Annotated in this window: 18 protein-coding genes; 6 read left to right on the top strand and 12 right to left on the bottom strand. The window is 53.8% G+C overall.

Annotation, left to right across the window (positions count from 1 at the left end):
* The first annotated feature begins 55 nt into the window (after window positions 1-55).
* Window positions 56-2488, top strand: coding sequence for a glycerol-3-phosphate 1-O-acyltransferase PlsB (gene plsB, locus MUA00_RS14095; RefSeq protein WP_271123666.1), 2433 nt, complete (start codon window positions 56-58; stop codon window positions 2486-2488).
* 83 nt (window positions 2489-2571) lie between these two features.
* Here plsB and ubiA read toward each other — a convergent pair whose 3' ends face one another.
* From ubiA to malK, 5 genes are all read right to left on the bottom strand, one after another.
* Window positions 2572-3444 carry a 4-hydroxybenzoate octaprenyltransferase gene (gene ubiA / locus MUA00_RS14090; protein WP_271123665.1) on the bottom strand — a complete coding sequence of 291 codons (873 nt, stop codon included), beginning with the start codon at window positions 3442-3444 and terminating at the stop codon, window positions 2572-2574.
* A complete protein-coding gene (gene ubiC / locus MUA00_RS14085) occupies window positions 3444-3953 on the bottom strand; it encodes a chorismate lyase (RefSeq protein ID WP_271123664.1) in 510 nt (169 codons plus the stop codon). The genes ubiA and ubiC overlap by 1 nt, the downstream gene beginning before the upstream one ends.
* A gap of 162 nt (window positions 3954-4115) precedes the next feature.
* Entirely contained in the window at window positions 4116-5084 is a 969-nt protein-coding gene (malM, locus tag MUA00_RS14080; RefSeq protein WP_271123663.1) for a maltose operon protein MalM, read from the bottom strand.
* Window positions 5085-5230: 146 nt separating this feature from the next.
* Entirely contained in the window at window positions 5231-6568 is a 1338-nt protein-coding gene (locus tag MUA00_RS14075) for a maltoporin (RefSeq protein ID WP_271123662.1), read from the bottom strand.
* A gap of 24 nt (window positions 6569-6592) precedes the next feature.
* Window positions 6593-7702 (bottom strand): maltose/maltodextrin ABC transporter ATP-binding protein MalK, encoded by a 1110-nt coding sequence (gene malK, locus MUA00_RS14070; RefSeq protein WP_167614363.1) that lies wholly within the window; start codon window positions 7700-7702, stop codon window positions 6593-6595.
* Window positions 7703-8082: 380 nt separating this feature from the next.
* On the opposite strand from malK, the gene malE reads away from it, so the two are divergent.
* The 3 genes from malE (at window position 8083) to malG (ending at window position 11831) form a co-directional block, all read left to right on the top strand.
* Window positions 8083-9273, top strand: coding sequence for a maltose/maltodextrin ABC transporter substrate-binding protein MalE (malE, locus tag MUA00_RS14065; RefSeq protein WP_271123661.1), 1191 nt, complete (start codon window positions 8083-8085; stop codon window positions 9271-9273).
* A gap of 110 nt (window positions 9274-9383) precedes the next feature.
* Window positions 9384-10928, top strand: coding sequence for a maltose ABC transporter permease MalF (gene malF / locus MUA00_RS14060; RefSeq protein ID WP_271123660.1), 1545 nt, complete (start codon window positions 9384-9386; stop codon window positions 10926-10928).
* A gap of 12 nt (window positions 10929-10940) precedes the next feature.
* Window positions 10941-11831, top strand: a complete 891-nt coding sequence (gene malG / locus MUA00_RS14055) for a maltose ABC transporter permease MalG (RefSeq protein WP_271123659.1) — start codon at window positions 10941-10943, stop codon at window positions 11829-11831.
* Window positions 11832-11936: 105 nt separating this feature from the next.
* Here malG and psiE read toward each other — a convergent pair whose 3' ends face one another.
* The 6 genes from psiE to pgi all read right to left on the bottom strand — a co-directional run bounded on the left by psiE (window position 11937) and on the right by pgi (window position 18395).
* The gene (gene psiE, locus MUA00_RS14050; protein WP_271123658.1) at window positions 11937-12344 is read right to left on the bottom strand and encodes a phosphate-starvation-inducible protein PsiE; all 408 of its coding nucleotides are present in this window, start codon (window positions 12342-12344) and stop codon (window positions 11937-11939) included.
* A gap of 132 nt (window positions 12345-12476) precedes the next feature.
* On the bottom strand, window positions 12477-14573 hold the full coding sequence (locus MUA00_RS14045) for a YjbH domain-containing protein (protein WP_271123657.1): 2097 nt from the start codon (window positions 14571-14573) through the stop codon (window positions 12477-12479).
* A complete protein-coding gene (locus MUA00_RS14040) occupies window positions 14573-15340 on the bottom strand; it encodes a capsule biosynthesis GfcC D2 domain-containing protein (protein ID WP_408639714.1) in 768 nt (255 codons plus the stop codon). Before MUA00_RS14040 ends, MUA00_RS14045 begins: the two co-directional genes overlap by 1 nt.
* Window positions 15341-15426: 86 nt before the next feature.
* Window positions 15427-16065, bottom strand: a complete 639-nt coding sequence (locus MUA00_RS14035; RefSeq protein WP_271123656.1) for a YjbF family lipoprotein — start codon at window positions 16063-16065, stop codon at window positions 15427-15429.
* 63 nt (window positions 16066-16128) lie between these two features.
* Entirely contained in the window at window positions 16129-16374 is a 246-nt protein-coding gene (gene yjbE, locus MUA00_RS14030; protein ID WP_121266729.1) for an exopolysaccharide production protein YjbE, read from the bottom strand.
* 371 nt (window positions 16375-16745) lie between these two features.
* Window positions 16746-18395: a glucose-6-phosphate isomerase gene (pgi, locus tag MUA00_RS14025; protein ID WP_271123655.1), complete on the bottom strand. Its 1650-nt coding sequence runs from the start codon at window positions 18393-18395 to the stop codon at window positions 16746-16748.
* 305 nt (window positions 18396-18700) lie between these two features.
* Between pgi and lysC the strand changes: the two genes are divergently transcribed.
* Window positions 18701-20050, top strand: coding sequence for a lysine-sensitive aspartokinase 3 (gene lysC, locus MUA00_RS14020; RefSeq protein WP_271123654.1), 1350 nt, complete (start codon window positions 18701-18703; stop codon window positions 20048-20050).
* A 95-nt stretch (window positions 20051-20145) separates the two neighbouring features.
* Entirely contained in the window at window positions 20146-21093 is a 948-nt protein-coding gene (gene panS / locus MUA00_RS14015) for a ketopantoate/pantoate/pantothenate transporter PanS (RefSeq protein ID WP_271123653.1), read from the top strand.
* Between the two features lie 53 nt (window positions 21094-21146).
* On the opposite strand, the gene MUA00_RS14010 is transcribed toward panS, so the two are convergent.
* Window positions 21147-21237: IS3 family transposase (locus tag MUA00_RS14010; protein ID WP_271123946.1), on the bottom strand; the 91-nt coding region annotated here is incomplete at its 5' end.

Below are 21237 nucleotides of genomic sequence, written 5' to 3'. Positions count from 1 at the left end.
TTTCTGATATTCTTGCGGCGAATTTGCACTATTAACCTGAGGCTTTACATCGTTTATGTCAGGCTGGCCAAGAATTTACTACAAATTACTTAATTTACCATTAAGCGTTCTGGTAAAGAGCAAGTCCATACCGGCAGATCCTCAAGCCGAGCTGGGCCTGGATACCTCACGCCCTATTATGTACGTTCTGCCTTATAACTCTAAGGCGGACTTGTTGACGCTACGCGCGCAATGCCTCGCACATGATTTACCCGATCCGCTAGAACCGCTGGAGATAGACGGAGCGGTTCTGCCGCGCTATGTCTTTATTCATAGCGGTCCGCGAGTCTTTACTTATTACACGCCGAAAGAAGAGTCGATTAAGCTCTTCCACGATTATCTCGATCTGCACCGCAGCAACCCAAATCTGGATGTACAGATGGTGCCGGTGTCGGTGATGTTTGGCCGCTCTCCGGGCCGGGAAAAAGGCGAAATTAACCCGCCGCTGCGTATGCTCAACGGCATACAGAAATTCTTCGCGGTCTCCTGGCTTGGGCGCGACAGCTTCGTACGTTTTTCCGCGCCCGTTTCACTGCGCAGAATGGCAACCGAACACGGTACCGACAAGCGTATCGCGCAGAAACTGGCACGCGTGGCTCGTATGCACTTTGCCCGCCAGCGTTTAGCCACAATAGGCCCGCGTTTGCCGGTTCGTCAGGATTTATTTAACAAGCTTCTGGCATCCAAAGCCATTGCACGCGCCGTAGAAGACGAAGCGCGCAGCAAGAAAATCTCTCATGAAAAAGCCCAGCAGAACGCTGTTGCGTTGATGGAAGAGATTGCGGCGAACTTCTCCTATGAAGCTATCCGTTTGACAGACCGCGTGCTGGGGCTGACATGGAACCGCCTGTATCAGGGCATCAACGTCAATAACGCCGAACGCGTGCGCCAGCTAGCTCACGACGGGCATGAAATCGTCTATGTGCCCTGCCACCGCAGCCACATGGATTACATGCTGCTGTCCTACGTGCTTTATCACCAGGGGCTGGTGCCTCCGCATATCGCGGCGGGCATTAACCTGAATTTCTGGCCGGCAGGCCCGATTTTCCGCCGCCTGGGCGCGTTCTTTATTCGTCGTACTTTTAAGGGCAGCAAGCTTTATTCCACCGTATTTCGTGAATACCTTGGCGAACTGTTCAGCCGCGGCTATTCGGTTGAATATTTTGTGGAAGGCGGCCGCTCACGCACCGGCCGTTTGCTGGACCCGAAAACCGGCACGCTGTCGATGACTATTCAGGCCATGTTACGCGGCGGTACACGCCCGATTACGTTAGTGCCGATTTACATCGGCTACGAGCACGTAATGGAAGTGGGCACTTACGCCAAAGAACTGCGCGGCGCCACCAAAGAGAAAGAAGGTTTCATGTCGATGTTACGGGGCTTAAGCAAGCTGCGTAACCTGGGCCAGGGCTATGTTAACTTCGGCGAACCTATGCCGCTGATGACCTTCCTGAACCAGCGTGTACCGGATTGGCGCGATGCTATCGACCCAATCGAAGCGGTGCGACCGGCGTGGCTGACGCCGACGGTGAACGAAATTGCCGCCGAGCTGATGGTGCGTATCAACAACGCAGGGGCGGCAAACGCCATGAACCTGTGCTGTACCGCGCTCCTGGCTTCACGTCAGCGTTCACTGACTCGCGAGCAACTGACCGAGCAGCTTGATTGTTACCTTAGTCTGTTGCGTAACGTGCCCTATTCGCCAGACGCCACGGCGCCGGAGCAAAACGCGGATCGTCTTATCGAACACGCGCTTCAGATGAACAAATTTGAAGTCGAGAAAGATACCATCGGCGACATCATCATTCTGCCGCGCGAGCAGGCCGTACTGATGACGTACTACCGCAACAACATCATGCATATGCTGGTGCTGCCGTCGCTGCTGGCCGCAATAGTTACGCAGCACCGTCATATTGGTCGTGCTGAGCTGCTGCGTCAGGTAGAAGTACTCTATCCAATGCTGAAGTCCGAGCTGTTCCTGCGCTGGGAAAAAGAAGCGCTGGCCACCGAAATCGACGCGCTGATTAACGAAATGGCGCGTCAGGATCTGGTGACATTGAACGGTGAAGAGGTGCAGATTAACCCGGCTCGCTCCCGTACTTTGCAGCTTCTGGCCGCAGGCGTGCGCGAAACGTTGCAGCGTTATGCCATCACTTTCTGGCTGCTGAGCGCCAACCCATCGATTAACCGCGGCACGCTTGAACGCGAGAGCCGTACCGTGGCGCAGCGTTTGTCGATGCTGCACGGTATCAACGCGCCGGAATTTTTTGATAAGGCCGTCTTCACCTCGCTGGTGCTGACGCTGCGCGATGAAGGTTATATCAGCGATACCGGCGATGCTGAGCCGACGCAAACAATGAAGGTTTACCAGATGCTGGCAGACCTGGTGACGTCGGACGTGCGTTTAACCATTGAAAGCGCAACGTCGCAGGTCGCTGTGGCTGAATAAGAAAACCGGCGGATGACGCTGCGCTTATCCGAACTACGAATCAACCTGTAGGGCGGATAAGCAAAAGCGCCATCCGCCGTGTTTCAGAAGCGCATCAGACTCAATGCCAGGCCGATAAACAGTACCAGCCCAACGTAGTTATTGTTTAGAAATGCCCGGAAGCAGGCGTCTCTTTCGCGCTTTGCCGTTAGCCTTTGCTGATGAATAAACAGCGCCCCGGCAAGGGCAATCGCCCAGTAATACTCCCCGCCCAGCCCGTTCAGCCAGCCAATCACCGCCATCAGCGCCATCACCGCAATTTGCAGCACGCCAATAATGAGATTATCAAAGCGGCCAAACAGAATCGCCGTGGATTTAATGCCGATTTTCAAATCGTCATCGCGATCAACCATCGCATATTGCGTGTCATAGGCGACCGCCCAGCAGATGTTTGCCAGGAACATCAGCCAGCAGCTTAGCGGCACGCTTTCGCTCACGGCGGCGAAGGCCATCGGGATTGACCAGCCAAACGCGGCGCCCAGCACCACCTGCGGCAAATGCGTGTAGCGCTTCATAAACGGATACACCCAGGCCAGCGCAAGCGCCGCCACCGACAGCAAAATCGTCATAGTATTAAGCGTTAACACCAGCGCAAACGAAAGCAACACCAGGAAGACAAAAAGGATACGGGCTTCTTTTTCGCTTACCGCTCCGCTTGGCAAAGGGCGATGGGCCGTACGCTTTACGTGGCCGTCGAATTTACGGTCGGCATAATCATTCACCACACAACCGGCGGCGCGCATCATCCAGACGCCTGCGATGAATATCGCTAAAATCGTCAGCGAAGGTACGCCGGGCGTCGCAAGCCACAAGGCCCATAGCGTCGGCCAGAGCAGTAAAAGCGATCCGATAGGCTTATCCAGCCGCATCAGGCGCATATACGCCTGGAACTTTCCTTGTGAAAGACTCCACTCCATTATTTTTCCTCTTTATAAAGCGGTGACGCAGGCAGAAACAGTTCGGTGAGCAACAAAGGCTTATCGGACAGTCTAAGGCGGGAACGACGCCCCCACAGCTCCGCGCTGCGGCCAATCTGAATAAAATCGCGTGTCAGAGTAGATGAACTAAAAAGATAGCGTCCAAGCGGCGTGGTGCCGAGCTTTTGTAAAGCCAATTCGGGGCCGCCGAGCGTGGATTCAGGCACGACAGTGCGCCCGACAAGCCAGGGTACGCCATCGCCACATAATACTATTTCACGTAACCAGTAGCGTCCTGCGGGAGGAAGCAATTCAGCTTCAGGTAGCTGCTCGTCCGCAGTCACAAAACCTTCGCGGACGATTTCTACCGTGACGCGCGAACAATGTTGTTCAAAGCGCTTTGTCATTGAGTCTTCGAGCAAAAGCCAGTCGAGAAAAGCGGCGCTTAACCCATCAGGGATTTCAGCAAAGAAGTTAAGGGCGCGCAGTTGCGATAGCGCCTCAGACATGGGGAATTCTCCGATACATAACTTGTGGTCATTGTAACGCAGAATGGGTAGAACGTGGCAGGCAAAGCGCAACAAAGGCGCAACATGACAGGTTATGAATAAAAAAAGGGTGCGCCACCAGGGCGCACCAATCTTACAAGCATCAGCACTGTGGGGAAATGCTTACCCCTTGCCTTTTACACTGCTGATAAAAGTTTTACGGGCGGAGGTGGAACCCAGACGCTCGGCTTCGTTCAGCAGTTTCAGGGCCTTATCGACATCCCCTTTATCCACGGCTTGCTTGATGGCCTGGTTATAGTAGCTTTCCGTGTCGTTCAAAATAGGTTCGCTCTTCTCAGCCGGTGCAGCAGCCGCGGCTGTCGCGCCAACCGGAGCTGTATAAGTGGCGGCTGGAGCTGGCGCGGCATAAGTTGATGCTGGCGCGGCGGTGTTACCGACCGTAACCGGGTCCGGGCCTGAAGAGCCAAAGAGTGGGCCGACCAGGATGCTGGAACCAGAAGAAGTCTTGGCGCGCAATTTTAGCGTACCCGTTGTGCCATGGGTTGCAATCGGATCGGGAATGTCAGGGATCGCATTACCGTTTCCTTTGGCATAAGCTTTGGCAGGATCAACCATCGTTGTGGTTTGTTTTGTATCGTTACTGGTCGTAAATACCAGTAAATAGAGTTTTTGCTGCCCCAACGCTGGCGTTAACTTAAAAGTCCCTTCCAGACGATTATCCGACATGACGCCGGGCTCCTGGTAGGTGAAGAAGCTGCTTGGGAAGTACGCGGCCGGCTTGAGGTTTTGGTCCAGAACCAAAACGTTTGGCGCAAAGACCGTATTTTTCTCAACCTGGCTTGTGAGAGTAATCGTCAGTTCGCCAATATTAGCCGGAACGCTATAAGCAGCCACCGGGCCAATAATTTCGCCGACATTCACCGACTGTCCACCAGTCGCAAGGTTTGTGGTGTGCGCTTTATTCTGGCTAACCGGCGTCCACTGAAGTTGCTGGAGCGTAGAGGCGGGAATAGCTGGCGCAGCGCTGAGATCCTGCGGCACGATATTTACATCGGCCAGGCTTACGCCCGGCAGGTTTGCGAGCAACCCTGCGGATAAGCAGAGTGCGAGGAGACTTTTTTTCATTTTCATTGTTATAAACCTCGAACTGGAGACGGTGGACGGTAGCCAGGCAATAGCGCGTTCCACCTGAAACGGATTTAGGCATACAAGGGTAATGCGATGGAGGAGGCAGTGGCACCTCCTCCATCGTTTCATAACGTCAGGTTAAAGCTTGATTACCACCAGATTTCCATCTGGGCGCCGAAGGTGAACTCATCGTTGTCGCCGCGGCTGTTAGAGATGGTACCGTTGCCGGTAGAGTCAGCAATTGCAAAGCGGGTAGCGTTGCCGTCGCCATCTTTGGCATAGCCCCATTTCTCATCCCACTTGGCGTAGGTTGCAAAGACACGCAGCGCCGGACGGGACCAGATGCTGTCACCTGCCTGCCACTGTTGTGCCAGGGTAATTTTGTACTGGCCGTTACGATCGCCAGTTTCCTGGGATTTCACGTTGTCGTAGCCGACTTCCAGCAGGGTGCTCATGATTGGCGTCCATTTGAACATTGGACGCACGCCCACGGTGTACCATTCAGTACCCTGGTTATCATCCATATCCAGGTTCTGGTACATACCGACATACATCAGGTCCCAGCGGTCTGCCAGAGTAATAGCGCCGTGGTCGATAACGCGGATCATGTGACCGTCGTTGTTAACACTCCCGCCTTGCGCCTGACCTTTACCCTGAGAGGTCATAGAATCGGTTGCGTACTGAACTACGAATTTGTTGTAGCCTTTCAGCATGCTCTGGGTGTGTTCAATGGTACCCATCCAGCCGTCTTTAGAAGCGCCTGGCTGCAGGTAGTAGTCGTCAGGAATATTGGTGTGACCGTAGTCAACGCCCAGTTCCAGGGTACCGCCCGGGTTGATTTCCAGACCAGACCAGCGGACGTCGAATACGTCGTTTGGTACGTCGTTATTATAAGTACGCTCGCCGGTTACCGGATCGCGATCGCCAAAGGCTGAAGAGCCGCCGGATTCAGAGGAACGGGTAGCAGCAAAAGCAAGCTTACCGGCGCCAACGTCAATGTTTTCCAGACCTGCACCAGGACCGGAGATATCCCAGTAGTAGAAGTCGATCATGTGCACGTCATGACGCTGATAGAAACGCTTACCAGCCCACATGTTTGCGCCAGGCAGCGAATCAATCAGGTTTTTACCGACGACGTTAAATTCACGAATAGCCGGGGTATTGGTATCTTCCCAGTCGTTCAACTGAGGAGAGTTATAGGCAATGTTGGAATCGAAATAGAAGCTCTTATCGCCTTCTTTCCATACTTCCTGACCTAATTTAATTTCCGCATAGGTTTCACATTCGTTACCAAGACGGTATTTAGATTGAGCACCAGTTGCCTGGAAGCACTCTTGTGGGCCGCCGCTACCGGTCCAGCCGATACCAGAACGGGCATAACCGTGGAAGTCCACAGCCAGCGCCTGAACAGACATAACGCCTGCTGCTACGGCAACCGCCAGTGGGAGTTTGCGCAGAGTAATCATCGTTCTATCTCCTGAGATCATTGCTTTTCTTTTTTATGGGAGTGCTTAAACGCCTGGCTCTTGATGCAACCGACGACATGCGGTGCCATCCTCACGGAACAGATGGCAACGCTCTGGCGGCAGGCCAATAGCGAATGTGGCACCCTCTTTTACCAACACCACGTCATTCTGGCGGTACACCAGGTTCTGACGAATGGCGGGGATTTGGATGTGAATCTGAGTTTCATGACCTAGCTGCTCTACCACCTGCACTTCACCTTCAAGGGTGACGTCGGCGATATCGCTTGGCAGCAGATGCTCCGGACGAATGCCAAGGGACATATTGGCACCCACCTGAACCTGGCTACTTTCCACCGGCAGCCAGACTTGCTGACGGTTTGGTAATTCAACCTGGACCTGATCGATTGCTGTGGCAGTCACTTTTACCGGCAGGAAGTTCATCTTTGGCGAACCGATAAAGCCCGCGACGAAACGATCTGCTGGATAGTGATAAAGTTCGAGCGGTTTCCCCACCTGCGCCACACGACCCGCGTCCAGCACCACAATCTTGTCGGCGAGCGTCATGGCTTCTACCTGATCGTGGGTGACGTAAATCATGGTGCGCCCCAGGCGCTTGTGCAGACGGGAGATCTCGATACGCATCTGCACACGCAGCGCAGCATCGAGGTTAGAAAGAGGTTCATCGAGTAAAAACACTCGCGGCTCAGCCACCAGCGTACGGCCAATGGCAACGCGCTGACGCTGTCCGCCTGAAAGCGCTTTAGGACGGCGGTCGAGCAGGTGCGCGAGCTGTAAGGTTTCAGAAACCTGATTGACCCGTTGATTAATTTCGTCTTTTTTGGCGCCGGCGAGCTTCAGGCCAAAGGACATGTTTTCCGCCACAGACAGATGCGGGTAAAGCGCATAAGACTGGAACACCATCCCGATGCCGCGTTCTGCGGGCGGCACGTCATTCATTCGCTTTTCGCCAATAAACAAATCACCACTGGTTACGGTTTCGAGGCCGGCAATCATACGCAGTAATGTGGATTTGCCGCAGCCTGACGGCCCAACAAAGACCACGAACTCACCTTCCTGGATATCCAGGTTGATATCTTTCGATACCACCACATCGCCCCAGGCTTTTGTGACGTTCCGTAGCTGTACGCTTGCCATGCCCTTCTCCCTTTATTACTACATGTTGCCAACCGGGTGCTGCTGCCAACAAAGAGGTGAATCAAGATGTGTCGGACTATGAACGATTCATACATTGTGTGAATCCTCCACCCCTGCGGTTTTTTATGGGGGAGGAGGCGGGAGGATGAGAGAAGGCTTTCTGCAACCGGTTACAGGCCCCGCAAGAGATTTTCGTGATCCTGGTTTCAAATTTCCGCGACCTTTTACGTGCGCCAGGACACATAACTGGCAGTTATGCAAAGCAGATCACAGATAACAGGGGTGGGGCGTAGACCGAGGGAGGATGAGAAGCGCTTGCCATCTCCGCAGACTGACCGTGTCAATTCGTTCTACCTCTATCACTCAACAGGATGGGACACATGAAAATTAAAACCGGCGCCCGCATTCTCGCCCTGTCAGCACTGACAACGATGATGTTTTCCGCCTCTGCACTGGCAAAAATTGAAGAAGGTAAACTGGTCATCTGGATTAACGGCGACAAGGGCTATAACGGCCTGGCTGAAGTCGGTAAGAAATTTGAAAAAGATACCGGGATCAAAGTGACCATCGAGCATCCGGACAAGCTGGAAGAAAAATTCCCGCAGGTTGCGGCAACGGGCGATGGTCCGGACATTATTTTCTGGGCTCATGACCGTTTTGGTGGTTACGCGCAATCGGGCCTGCTGGCCGAAATCACGCCAGACAAAGCTTTCCAGGACAAACTTTATCCGTTTACCTGGGATGCGGTTCGCTATAACGGCAAAATCATTGCTTATCCGGTAGCGGTTGAAGCGCTTTCCCTGATTTACAACAAAGACCTGGTGCCTACGCCGCCGAAAACCTGGGAAGAAATCCCGGCGCTGGATAAAGAGCTGAAGGCGAAAGGCAAGAGCGCTTTGATGTTCAACCTGCAAGAACCGTACTTTACCTGGCCGCTTATCGCTGCTGACGGCGGCTACGCGTTCAAACTCGAAAACGGCAAATACGACGTGAAAGATGTGGGCGTGGACAGCGCGGGTGCGAAAGCGGGCCTGTCTTTCCTGGTTGACCTCATCAAAAACAAACACATGAATGCCGATACCGATTACTCCATCGCCGAAGCCGCCTTTAACAAAGGCGAAACCGCGATGACCATTAACGGTCCGTGGGCGTGGTCCAACATCGATAAGAGTAAAATCAACTACGGCGTTACGCTGCTGCCAACCTTCAAAGGCAAGCCGTCTAAACCGTTCGTTGGCGTGCTGAGCGCCGGTATCAACGCCGCCAGCCCGAACAAAGAGCTGGCTAAAGAGTTCCTGGAAAACTACCTGATGACCGATCAGGGCCTGGCTGAAGTCAATAAAGATAAGCCGCTGGGCGCCGTTGCGCTGAAATCCTTCCAGGATCAGTTAGCAAAAGATCCGCGTATTGCCTCCACCATGGAAAACGCCCAGAAAGGCGAAATCATGCCAAACGTTCCGCAGATGGCTTCCTTCTGGTATGCCGTGCGGACTGCCGTCATCAACGCAGTAAGCGGTCGCCAGACCGTTGACGCCGCGATGAAAGATGCTCAGGGCCGTATCACCAAGTAAAAAAATGGCGGGTGGCGCGATGCTTACCCGCCCTACGTTTCCCGTAGGGCGGGTAAACGCCGTGCCATCCACCGCTTTAAGACGTTGTAGAAGAAGTAGAGGAAGACCCCATGGATGCAGTTAAAAAGGGCCGCTGGTGGCAAAACGAGTCGCTGAAATGGTCAGTGGTCGGGTTGTTAGGCCTGCTGGTCGGCTATCTTGTTGTTTTAATGTACGCCCAGGGGGAGTACCTGTTTGCCATTATGACGCTGATTTTAAGCTCAATCGGCTTATACATTTATGCGAACCGCAAGGCTTATGCCTGGCGTTATGTCTACCCGGGGCTTGCCGGGATGGGGCTGTTTGTTCTGTTCCCGCTCGTTTGTACCATCGCCATCGCTTTTACCAACTACAGCAGTACTAACCAGCTCACTCAGGAGCGCGCGCAACAGGTGCTGATGGACCGCCAGTATCAGGCGGGAAAAACCTTTAACTTCGGTCTCTATCCGGCTGGCGACGAGTGGCAACTGGCTCTCACCGACGGCGAAAGCGGCAAAAATTTCATTTCTGATAACTTCAAATTTGGCGGCGAGCAGCATCTGAAACTCAAAGAAGCCGATGCGCTGCCTGCGGGTGTTAAAGCCAATCTGCGCGTAATTACGCAAAACCGCCTGGCGCTGACGCAAATTACCGCAGAAATGCCGGACGCCAGCACGCTGGTCATGAGCTCTCTGCGCCAGTTCTCCGGCACCCGCCCGCTCTATACGCAAGGTGAAAACGGCGAGCTGACTAACAACCAAAGCGGCGTGAAGTACCGCCCGAATAACGACATCGGTTTTTATCAGTCCGTTAACGCCGACGGAAACTGGGGCAACGAGCAGTTAAGTCCTGGCTATACCGTTACCATCGGCTGGAAAAACTTCCTGCGCGTCTTCCATGACGAAGGCATTCAGAAACCGTTCCTCGCGATTTTCGTCTGGACGGTTATCTTCTCGCTGTTAACGGTTGTGCTGACCGTAGCGGTGGGCATGGTGTTGGCGTGCCTGGTGCAATGGGATTCGCTGAAAGGCAAAGCGGTTTATCGCGTGCTGTTGATTCTTCCTTACGCGGTGCCGTCGTTCATTTCTATCCTGATTTTCAAAGGCTTGTTCAACCAGAGCTTCGGTGAAATCAACATGATGCTGAGCGCGTTGTTCGGCATTAAACCGGCGTGGTTCAGCGACCCGACCACCGCGCGTTCGATGATCATCATCGTTAACACCTGGCTTGGCTACCCGTACATGATGATCCTGTGCATGGGTCTGCTCAAAGCAATTCCGGACGATCTTTACGAAGCCTCGGCGATGGATGGCGCAGGCCCGTTCCAGAACTTCTTTAAAATCACGCTGCCGCTGCTGATTAAGCCGCTAACGCCGCTGATGATTGCCAGCTTTGCCTTTAACTTTAACAACTTCGTGCTGATTCAACTGTTAACCAACGGCGGCCCGGACAGACTTGGCACCACAACGCCTGCCGGTTATACGGATTTGCTGGTGAGCTACACCTACCGCATCGCCTTTGAAGGCGGCGGCGGCCAGGACTTCGGCTTAGCTGCGGCTATCGCGACGCTTATCTTCCTGCTGGTCGGCGCGCTTGCGATTGTTAACCTGAAAGCCACCCGCATGAAGTTTGATTAAGGAGCGACACTCATGGCCATGGTTCAACCCAAATCTCAAAAGCTGCGTTTATTCACCACGCATCTGCTGTTACTGCTATTTATCGCAGCGATTATGTTCCCGCTGCTGATGGTTATCGCTATTTCGCTGCGTCCGGGCAACTTTGCGACCGGCAGCATCATTCCGGACCAGGTTTCCTGGGAGCACTGGAAGCTGGCGTTAGGGTTTAGCGTCGAGCACGCCGACGGGCGCGTTACGCCGCCGCCTTTCCCGGTCATGTTATGGCTGTGGAACTCAATCAAAATCGCGGTAATTACGGCGATTGGCATCGTCGCGCTTTCCACTACCTGCGCCTATGCCTTTGCCCGGATGCGCTTCCCGGGCAAAGCCACGCTGCTCAAAGGGATGCTGATTTTCCAGATGTTCCCGGCGGTACTGTCCCTGGTGGCGTTGTACGCGTTGTTTGACCGTCTCGGCCAGTACATTCCGTTTATCGGTTTAAATACGCATGGCGGGGTGATCTTCGCCTACCTTGGCGGCATCGCCCTGCACGTCTGGACGATTAAAGGCTATTTCGAAACCATCGACGGCTCCCTTGAAGAAGCGGCAGCGCTGGATGGCGCAACGCCGTGGCAAGCCTTCCGCCTGGTGCTGTTGCCGCTCTCCGTACCGATTCTGGCGGTTGTCTTTATTCTGTCGTTCATTGCCGCGATTACCGAAGTGCCGGTGGCTTCGCTGTTATTGCGCGATGTGAACAGTTACACCCTGGCAGTAGGTATGCAGCAGTATCTCAACCCGCAAAACTACCTGTGGGGCGACTTTGCTGCGGCAGCCGTACTGTCTGCTATCCCGATTACCTTAGTATTCCTGCTGGCACAGCGCTGGCTGGTAGGCGGCCTGACGGCAGGCGGCGTCAAGGGCTAAGGTTACCGTATTCCTGTAAGTCATTGCCGTAAATTGCTTTACATGCCACTGCAACCCTCAACTTGTCCTCGTATCACTTCTGGCGGCCTTCGGGCCGCCCCTTTTTTATTCCCGCTTTAACCGGCTGCTGTTACACAGCCAAAGCGTGATGACCAGCAACAAAATCGCACCGGAATAGATAAGCACGTCCAGCGGCTGCTTGTGGTCAATGATGATCAGCCGAACGATGGCGGTAATGCCGATATAAATAAAATAACGCAGCGGGAAGTGATAGCCGGACTGGAAGTATTTGACGATCAGGGCAATAAATTCGAAGTAGAGAAAGTAGACCACCAGCCCCTCGATAAACAGGTACTTGCTGGCCTGTTCGCTGGGGGTAAACAGCACGTTGGCAAGGTGCAGGGTTTCTTTACCGAGAAAGATAATGAGGATCAGGCCAAGCGTCAGCAGGCCAAGATTCAGTACCGTTTGCAAGACGGTGGAGATCAGCTCAACGCGGGTGATAGTCGTCATAACAGCACCTTCAGGTTGGGGTCCCGAAAGGCCGTTATACGTTGAAAATGTGATCTGGATCCAGATTATTTACTTATATAAGCGGGCTGACCCACCCCCTGAAAGGGAGAGGGCCAGGATGAGAGTGCGTCTTTACCGGAAGTTCAGGCTTCGATCGCTCGTCATACTGTACAAATCAAACTTGCGCCCCAGCATCTGTCCGCCATCTCGGGTGAGCGGCGTCCAGCCAATCTGCGCGCGGCTGCGGGTTGGTGACGAGGTGAAGATATCCAGCGGCACGTTCACGTAGAACCCTTTGGTGAAGTCCCCTTCCCCGTATTCCTGTTTTGACACGTTGGTGATAGTGGCGTAGGTGCCCACAACAACGCCGCTGTCGAAGCGTTTGGAGATCTCCAGCGTGCCGCCCTTATCTTTCGCCAGATACTGACCCACGCTCAGTTTCACCAGCACGTCATCGGCAAACGGCGGCGTCCAGTAGCCCGTCAGGTGGCCGGTCGGCGCGCTGTAATCGGTAAATTTCATCATGTCCTGCGCGCTGCGCCAGTCACGCTGCTTAACATAGTTTGCGTTAGCGCCAATGGCCCAGTTGCTATCCACCGGTCGGTAAAGCACTTCTGCCCCTGCCCCGCCGTACATGGTTTCAAGATAGCCGCCGTAAACCTGCCCGTACCAACTGTTGCCGAGATACTGGAAGTAGTTGGCCTGCAGGTTATTCACATAGACGTCATTTTCTACATAATCACGAACGTGGGTACGCACGCGCGGCAGCGTCGAATCGTTTGGCGGATTGGTGTAGTTAAACTTGTCGTAGTTATTAGCGATGTTTGCAAAGACGCTGCCCGTGGTCAGCAAGTGGTCAGTCACCCACCAGTCAGCGGTTCCCATCACGCCAACCTGATACATGTAGAAGCTTTCCGGCCCGCCAATGGACTGATTGAGCACCGGGTCAAGCGAGAAGTTCACGCGGGATTTGTCGATGTAATAACCCTGCTCGGTTTTCTCTGGCACCACCGGCTCAATGCGTTTTTGCGCTAGCTGCGTTTCGTGCCCCAGCGGTTCGCCTTCCAGATGATGGCGCAGGCTGGAAACATCCGTTTCGGTCGTCACCTGCGGCATATTCAGGCGGGTCTCGGTAATGCGAATGGTGCGGATATTTTCCGGCAGGTCGTTCATCACGATGCGGTTCGCACGTTCGATGCCTTCACGGGAATCGCGGTATTTCACCTGTTCACCGGTCACGTACATCGTATCGCCTTTCACCTGAATATTCGGGTTCGCGAGACCCGCGTTGTACTTAAGAAGCGTAAGCTGGTTGGCGACAACGTTATGCTGCAGGATTTCGTCCTGAGGATTCGGCTGGTATTGCGGACGACGATTATCGTTATAGCCCGGACGCAGATCGTTGAAGTTAGTACGCAAAGTCACGCCAAACATAAAAGTATTGCCGCGCTCATAGCTGACGTTAACGTCGGCCCAATCGGTGACGCGATAGATAGCGCCGACGTTAAAGTTGCTGCGCTGTTCAAGCTTGCCGGCAAAGTCTTGCGCGTAGTTATTGCCTTCGTATTCCACTTTTAGCCGCAGCGGCTGCCACGGCGTCTGGTATTCAATACCGCCGAACAAGGAAGCCGGGCCGTGGAACATGCCGCCAAAGTCGAACGAACCGGCCTGATTGTAGCTGTTGTCACGATAGCAGAAGCTGTTGCTGACTTCGCAGAACGGGTTTTTCACGTTGCCGCTGGTTCCCATGTAGCCCCAGCCCATGCCGAGAGAGAAATCGAACGGGCCCCAGGCTTTGCTCGCCACGACGTACTCGCCGTCGAACAAGCCGGTCCCGCCTAAATCTCGCGCGCCAACCGCCACCTGCGGCAGATAATACCCTTCTTCCCAGAGACGCACTTTCAGGTCAAAAGCCTTATCTTTGTAGGTCTGGTCGCCCGAAAACGCATCTACGGAGCTGTACTTTTTGGTACGTACGTCGGTATAGCGCAGGGTGGTTTCCAGCCACGGGAAAAGCTGAATAGATGCGGAGTAAAAACGGTACTGATCGTTATCGCGATAGTTCGCGCTAAACTCTCCGGTACGCGCCATGCGCGCAGTCGGCGTTTGCATCAGGCCTACGCCGCCAAAGTCAGATTGCGACGGGCCAACGGGCGCCGGAAAAGTTTCGGCCTGACAGGCAGATGACACGGCCAGCGCCAGCAGGCTGTAGAGATATTTTTTTTTCATCAATCCGGTATCCGATGGGTCAGGGAAGTAAGGATTTGCTGGTTCAGTTCATTAAAATCTGAATCGAAAAGGCGCCCGGAAAAACCGACGAAGAGAATGCTGCCCGGCAGTAATTCCACGTGGCGCTTATTCCAGTAAGCGATCGGCGCTTTTTCAGTTTTCCCATCGGGATAAATCACCCAGGCATAGCTGCGATCGGCACCGCTCAACCTGTTTATGCCATCCAGATATTCATCCGCGCTGCGTCCCGCAACGAACGGCTTCACGCCCGGTGAACTCACCAGCCCCATCAGGGTGATTGTCGATGGCTGGGGGCCGGCCCAAAGGCTGTACTCTCCCTGCAAAGGCACATTGGAGCGAGGGCGCACGCGCACCCAGTCCGGATCGAGGTCAACAAACTGTCGCCCCGTCACTTTGATGGCCTGCAGTTGCTGGCGAACGCTGTTGATGGCCGCCGCCTCATCGCCTTCTTCTTGCGCTGCAAAGCGGCTTAACGCCGCCAGCAGTGTCTGGTGCTGCTGCTCGGCCGCGGCAGTTGCCTGACGCTCGCTAATAACAGCGCCCGGCCACCAGGCACGGCTTAAGGAAGGTTGAGCGACTAAATCCGCCAGGCGCTCGACGTCGGTTAACTTCTGCGGCGGCTGGTGGTTGCCGGGATAAAGAGTCACGTTTCCTGCGGCGAGAGCAAGAGAGCTGGTGAGCGTAAGCAGGCAGCCCCCCAGCCATGAAACCCGGCGGGTGGCGCTGCGCTTACCCGCCCTACTCAAAACACTATATTTCTCTGTTCGCAGGGTGGATAAGCAACGCGCTATCCACCGCTTGTTGCCACCAGGCGTAATTGAGGCTTTTATTTTCATTCTCTTGCCGCCTTCAACAGAACCGTAGTAATCGGCCAGTAATCCGGGCCAAGGTATTGTTTCGATTTACGGATATGCCCTTCGGCATCTACCCAGTAACGGTTATTCCAGGTTTTTCCTGCTGCGGTGATTTCTTCGTCGAGTACACGAACCGGCGTTACATTACTGCCGACTTTTAGCGTGTCGGTGCCGTCCCAGGTGAAAGTAGAACGCGCCGTCGCCATCCGCACCTGCTGGTGCTCGGTCCAGGCCATTTGCCGCGTCCAGTTTGCGCCGTCAATAATCTGGTTAACTTTGACCAGCGGGTCGTCGGTAAGGTTGGTTACCTGCTGTAAGTTGTCGCCAAGCCCCGTCGTTTTCACCACGCGTCCGCTCTGGGTGTTAATCATCGCCCGGTCCTGCGTCACCCATTTTTGTTGACCGTTTTCGTCATACGCCAGCACCACAAACAGTTGCGGGCCGTTGTTAATACTCATGTACTGGCTGGCGTAGCGCATGTTCTGAATGTCGTCATCAGTGAGCTGCACGCCGTCGCTGCCAACGATGCTGTGCCACAACGAAGAGCCAAGACCTTTGGTGGTGGCGGAGCAAGCCTGAAGTAACAGGCAAACAAGAAGAATTGAAAGTCGCTGCACGACGTGTCCCCGAAGGCTAAATAACCACACCGAAGTGTGGTTAGGGTTAAAGCACCGGTGAAGTTACTGGGTGCTGGTCGTCGTGGTCGTGGTAGTCCCGGTATTAGAACCGTCGCCACCACCGGTTGCAGCTAGCGCTACTCCCACCGCTGACCCGACAGTGCTGGCGCTGGTCGCAGTAGAACTTCCTGCGGACACACTCGTGGCTTGCGCGCCAGCCGCTTCACCCACTGCAACCGGGTCAGCACTCGCCGCGCCAGCCGCTGCCAGCGTGAATATGGCTAAAGCGCCATAAATAACTTTCTTCATAACAATTTCCCTTCATTGAATGAATGGAGATTTGCCCAAAATGAGTTTCAGGCGGGATCGAGTATACACAACAAGAGATGACAATCAGGGCGATGGGGAAATAGAGAGGAAACTTTAAGACAAGAGGTAAAAATAACAATTTAGTCGTTATTTGTGATAATAGAAATAGTTAAAAAACAATATGTTAATTACACTATAAATAAAAAGTATGATCTAACAAATCTGAAAATAACCCGGGTAAACTATCCGCCTATAGATATTTTTAGGATTAACCTCAGCGGGGAGAAATTGCAAATATAAGGCGACAAGGGGATTAATCTCATAAATAAGCCGGCGCGATGGCCGGCTTATTTCATTACGTACTTAGCTTATTACGCACGCCAGGATTTATAACGGTTAATTAACCCGTTGGTAGAGCTGTCGTGACTGCTGATTGTTTTATCATCGCCCAGTTCCGGCAGGATGCGGTTTGCTAGCTGTTTGCCAAGCTCAACGCCCCACTGATCGAAGGTGAAGATATTCAGGATTGCGCCCTGGGTGAAGATTTTGTGCTCATACAGCGCAATCAACGCGCCCAGGCTGAACGGCGTGATTTCACGCAGCAGGATGGAGTTGGTTGGGCGGTTGCCTTCAAATACTTTAAACGGCACAACGTGTTCCAGCGTTTTTGGATCTTTACCCTGGTCCGCATATTCCTGCTCAACCACATCGCGGGATTTACCGAACGCCAGCGCTTCAGTCTGCGCGAAGAAGTTAGACAACAGCTTAGGATGGTGGTCGGAAAGCGGGTTGTGCGTGGTAGCAGGCGCGATGAAATCACAAGGAACCATTTTGGTGCCCTGGTGAATTAACTGGTAAAACGCGTGCTGGCCGTTGGTGCCCGGCTCGCCCCAGATGATTGGGCCAGTCTGGTAGTCCACCGCGTTGCCGTTACGGTCAACGTATTTACCGTTGGATTCCATGTTGCCCTGCTGGAAGTAAGCGGCAAAGCGGTGCATGTACTGGTCGTATGGCAGAATCGCTTCGGTTTCGGCGCCGAAGAAATTGTTATACCAGATACCGATAAGCGCCAGCAGCACCGGCAGGTTTTGCTCTGCAGGCGTGTTTGCGAAGTGTTTGTCCATCGCGTGCGCGCCGGAGAGCAGCTCGACGAAATTGTCATAACCCACGGAAAGAATAATGGACAGGCCGATCGCTGACCACAGAGAGTAACGACCGCCAACCCAGTCCCAGAATTCGAACATATTCGCGGTGTCAATACCGAACTCACCAACCGCTTTCGCGTTGGTGGACAGCGCTGCGAAGTGTTTTGCTACGTGCTTATTGTCGCCAGCGGTTTCCAGGAACCAGTCACGCGCGCTGTGGGCGTTGGTCATGGTTTCTTGCGTGGTGAAGGTCTTGGAAGCAACCAGGAACAGCGTGGTTTCCGGATCGACGTTTTTCAGCACTTCCGCAATGTGGGTGCCGTCAACGTTGGAAACAAAGTGCATATTCAGATGGTTTTTATACGGGCGCAGCGCTTCGGTCACCATGAACGGACCAAGGTCAGAACCGCCGATACCGATGTTTACAACGTCAGTTATCGCTTTGCCGGTATAACCTTTCCAACTGCCGCTGATGATGCTTTCTGAGAAGGTTTTCATCTTCTCAAGCACGGCGTTTACTTCCGGCATCACATCTTTGCCGTCAACAATGATTGGGGTATTGCTACGGTTACGCAGGGCTACGTGCAGCACGGCGCGGTCTTCGGTACGGTTGATTTTCTCACCGGAGAACATGGATTTGATGGCGCCCTGCAGATCGGTCTCTTTTGCCAGCGCCTGCAGCTTAGCCAGGGTCTCTTCGGTGATGCGGTTTTTGGAGTAATCCACCAGCATTAAATCGTCGAACGTGGCGGAGAATTTAGTAAAGCGGTCGGCATCCTGTGCGAAAAGCTCGGCGATAGTGACGTCTTTCATTTCGTCAAAATGCGCCTGTAAAGCCTGCCATGCAGCGGTCTGCGTTGGGTTGATATTTTTCATAGCGTTACCCTTTTGATTTGAGAACTGTGACTGCGGTCAATTGTATATCCACAAAACGCGATTTGTGATGATTTTTATGCCTGCGTCGTGGAGAGAGGCAAATCTGCTGGAAAAACGGTAAAAATAGACGCGATTATAAGTCCTGTTACTGACCGCCAGCGGTGCATGAAAAATCCGCATAATCCCGGCGTTGACAGCACCTCGCGCAGCTCTTATTTATGGGGGCAGTAGTTGCGTCTGGCCCGGTTATTCATTCTGTCATTGTGCCAAGGTCGCTATTTTTTATTCCCCGACACGAGAAAGTTATGTCCCAGACAGTAGTAGCCAAATTTGGCGGCACCAGCGTCGCTGATTTCGACGCCATGAACCGCAGCATCGACGTTGTGCTCTCCGGTGAAAACGTTCGCCTGGTCGTCCTTTCCGCTTCCGCGGGCGTTACCAATTTGCTGGTCGCGCTGGCCGAAGGGCTGGAAGCGACAGAACGTTTCGTGAAACTCGATGCCATTCGCAAGATTCAATACGACATCGTCGAGCGCCTGGCTAATCCACAGGTTATTCGCGAAGAAATTGAACGCCTGCTTGAAAACATCACCACGCTTGCAGAAGCAGCCTCGCTTGCCACTTCGACCGCGCTGACTGACGAACTGGTTAGCCACGGCGAACTGATGTCCACGCTGCTGTTTGTTGAGATTCTGCGTGAGCGCGGCGTAGACGCGCAGTGGTTCGATATCCGCAAAATTATGCGTACCAACGATCGCTTTGGCCGCGCTGAACCGGATGTCGCAGCGCTGGCGGAGCTGGCGAAAATTCAGCTTCAGCCGCGTCTGGTACAGTCAATCGTCATTACCCAGGGCTTTATCGGCAGTGAAGAGAAAGGCCGTACAACTACGCTTGGCCGTGGCGGCAGCGATTATACCGCAGCACTTCTGGGCGAAGCGCTGCATGCATGCCGGGTGGATATCTGGACGGACGTGCCGGGTATTTACACCACCGACCCACGCGTTGTACCAGCCGCAAAACGCATCGATAAAATTGGTTTTGAAGAAGCCGCCGAGATGGCGACATTTGGCGCAAAAGTTCTGCACCCGGCCACGCTGCTGCCAGCGGTACGCTGCGATATCCCGGTGTTCGTTGGCTCAAGTAAAGACCCAAAAGCGGGCGGCACACTGGTCTGCAATGAAACGGATAACCCGCCGCTGTTCCGCGCTCTGGCCCTGCGTCGTAAACAAACGCTGCTGACGCTGCATAGCCTCAATATGCTGCATTCACGCGGCTTCCTGGCCGAAGTATTCAGCATCCTGGCGCGCCATAATATTTCAGTCGATCTGATAACCACTTCCGAAGTGAGCGTCGCGTTGACGCTGGACACGACAGGTTCTACCTCGACTGGCGACAGCCTGTTGACCACGGCTCTGCTGACAGAACTGTCGTCTCTGTGCCGCGTGGAAGTGGAAGAAAACCTCGCGCTGGTCGCGATAATTGGTAATGAGCTTTCTCAGGCTTGCGGCGTGGGTAAAGAAGTATTTGGCGTGCTGGATCCATTCAATATCCGCATGATTTGCTACGGCGCATCCAGCTACAACCTGTGCTTCCTGGTGCCTGGCGACGACGCTGAACAGGTCGTGCAGAAACTGCATCACAATCTGTTTGAATAAAACGTCAGTACATGCGATGAATACCAGATGCCGGGCTCGATCCCGGCATTTTTATAACCAGAAACAACACAACAAACACTTGCAAGGATTTCGTTATGCTCGCGACATTAACCCGGCTCTTCCCGCTCTGGGCAGTGCTGTTATCCGTACTCGCTTATTATACTCCCGGCACGTTCACCCCTATCGGCCCATGGGTCAGCACGCTTCTCATGCTGATTATGTTCGGCATGGGCGTGCATCTGCGTATCGATGATTTCAAACGTGTGCTTTCACGCCCGGCCCCCGTGGCGGCAGGGACATTTCTTCACTATTTGATTATGCCGCTGGCGGCCTGGGTGCTGGCAAAGCTGTTCCATATGCCGCCCGATCTTTCAGCCGGGATGGTGCTGGTGGGCAGCGTGGCAAGCGGAACGGCTTCAAACGTGATGATCTATCTGGCCAAAGGAGATGTCGCCCTTTCGGTAACCATCTCTTCCGTTTCAACGTTGGTCGGCGTGTTCGCCACGCCGCTGCTGACACGTTTGTATGTCGATGCAGATATCAAAGTGGATGTAATGGGCATGCTGGTCAGCATCCTGCAAATCGTGGTGATTCCAATTGGGCTTGGTTTGATTGTACATCACCTTTTCCCACGCCTTGTAAAACGCGTGGAGCCTTATCTGCCCGCATTTTCGATGGTTTGCATTCTGGCGATTATCAGCGCCGTAGTCGCAGGCAGCGCGGGCAATATCGCCTCCGTGGGCCTGATGGTTATCGTCGCGGTGATTTTGCATAACGGCATCGGCTTGCTGAGCGGTTACTGGGGCGGACGTCTGTTTGGGTTCGATGAATCGACCTGCCGCACGCTGGCTATCGAAGTGGGAATGCAAAACTCGGGTCTTGCCGCCACGCTCGGTAAGATCTATTTCTCTCCGCTGGCCGCCCTGCCAGGTGCGCTATTCTCAGTCTGGCATAACCTTTCCGGCTCGCTGCTGGCGGGCTACTGGTCCGGCAAACCGATTGATGAGAAAAAAGATAATCGCTTAAAAAAACGTCGTGCCTGAATGTCAAAAAAACCCGGGAAATGGACTGACCCCATAAAGTTGGACAGTTCATGTTAAGCGGCTATCGGGGTCTGGGTTCGGTATTCTACCGGACTCAGGCCTTTTAATTTCAGGCTGATCCGCTCGTTGTTATAGTAATGGATA

The sequence above is a fragment of the Dryocola boscaweniae genome (genome assembly GCF_025215095.1).
GTDB lineage: Bacteria > Pseudomonadota > Gammaproteobacteria > Enterobacterales > Enterobacteriaceae > Dryocola > Dryocola boscaweniae.
Note: the sequence above shows the minus strand (reverse complement) of the source record. Positions and strands in the feature narration are given on the sequence as shown.

Excerpts from the sequence above, each read along its gene's own strand:
- panS (WP_271123653.1), top strand. The coding sequence starts at position 20,146 with ATGCTCGCGACATTAACCCGGCTCTTCCCGCTCTGGGCAGTGCTGTTA.
- malE (WP_271123661.1), top strand. The coding sequence starts at position 8,083 with ATGAAAATTAAAACCGGCGCCCGCATTCTCGCCCTGTCAGCACTGACA.
- MUA00_RS14045 (WP_271123657.1), bottom strand. The coding sequence starts at position 14,573 with ATGAAAAAAAAATATCTCTACAGCCTGCTGGCGCTGGCCGTGTCATCT.
- plsB (WP_271123666.1), top strand. The coding sequence starts at position 56 with ATGTCAGGCTGGCCAAGAATTTACTACAAATTACTTAATTTACCATTA.
- malM (WP_271123663.1), bottom strand. The coding sequence starts at position 5,084 with ATGAAAATGAAAAAAAGTCTCCTCGCACTCTGCTTATCCGCAGGGTTG.
- malF (WP_271123660.1), top strand. The coding sequence starts at position 9,384 with ATGGATGCAGTTAAAAAGGGCCGCTGGTGGCAAAACGAGTCGCTGAAA.
- malK (WP_167614363.1), bottom strand. The coding sequence starts at position 7,702 with ATGGCAAGCGTACAGCTACGGAACGTCACAAAAGCCTGGGGCGATGTG.
- yjbE (WP_121266729.1), bottom strand. The coding sequence starts at position 16,374 with ATGAAGAAAGTTATTTATGGCGCTTTAGCCATATTCACGCTGGCAGCG.
- psiE (WP_271123658.1), bottom strand. The coding sequence starts at position 12,344 with ATGACGACTATCACCCGCGTTGAGCTGATCTCCACCGTCTTGCAAACG.
- malG (WP_271123659.1), top strand. The coding sequence starts at position 10,941 with ATGGCCATGGTTCAACCCAAATCTCAAAAGCTGCGTTTATTCACCACG.
- MUA00_RS14075 (WP_271123662.1), bottom strand. The coding sequence starts at position 6,568 with ATGATCTCAGGAGATAGAACGATGATTACTCTGCGCAAACTCCCACTG.
- pgi (WP_271123655.1), bottom strand. The coding sequence starts at position 18,395 with ATGAAAAATATCAACCCAACGCAGACCGCTGCATGGCAGGCTTTACAG.
- ubiA (WP_271123665.1), bottom strand. The coding sequence starts at position 3,444 with ATGGAGTGGAGTCTTTCACAAGGAAAGTTCCAGGCGTATATGCGCCTG.
- lysC (WP_271123654.1), top strand. The coding sequence starts at position 18,701 with ATGTCCCAGACAGTAGTAGCCAAATTTGGCGGCACCAGCGTCGCTGAT.
- ubiC (WP_271123664.1), bottom strand. The coding sequence starts at position 3,953 with ATGTCTGAGGCGCTATCGCAACTGCGCGCCCTTAACTTCTTTGCTGAA.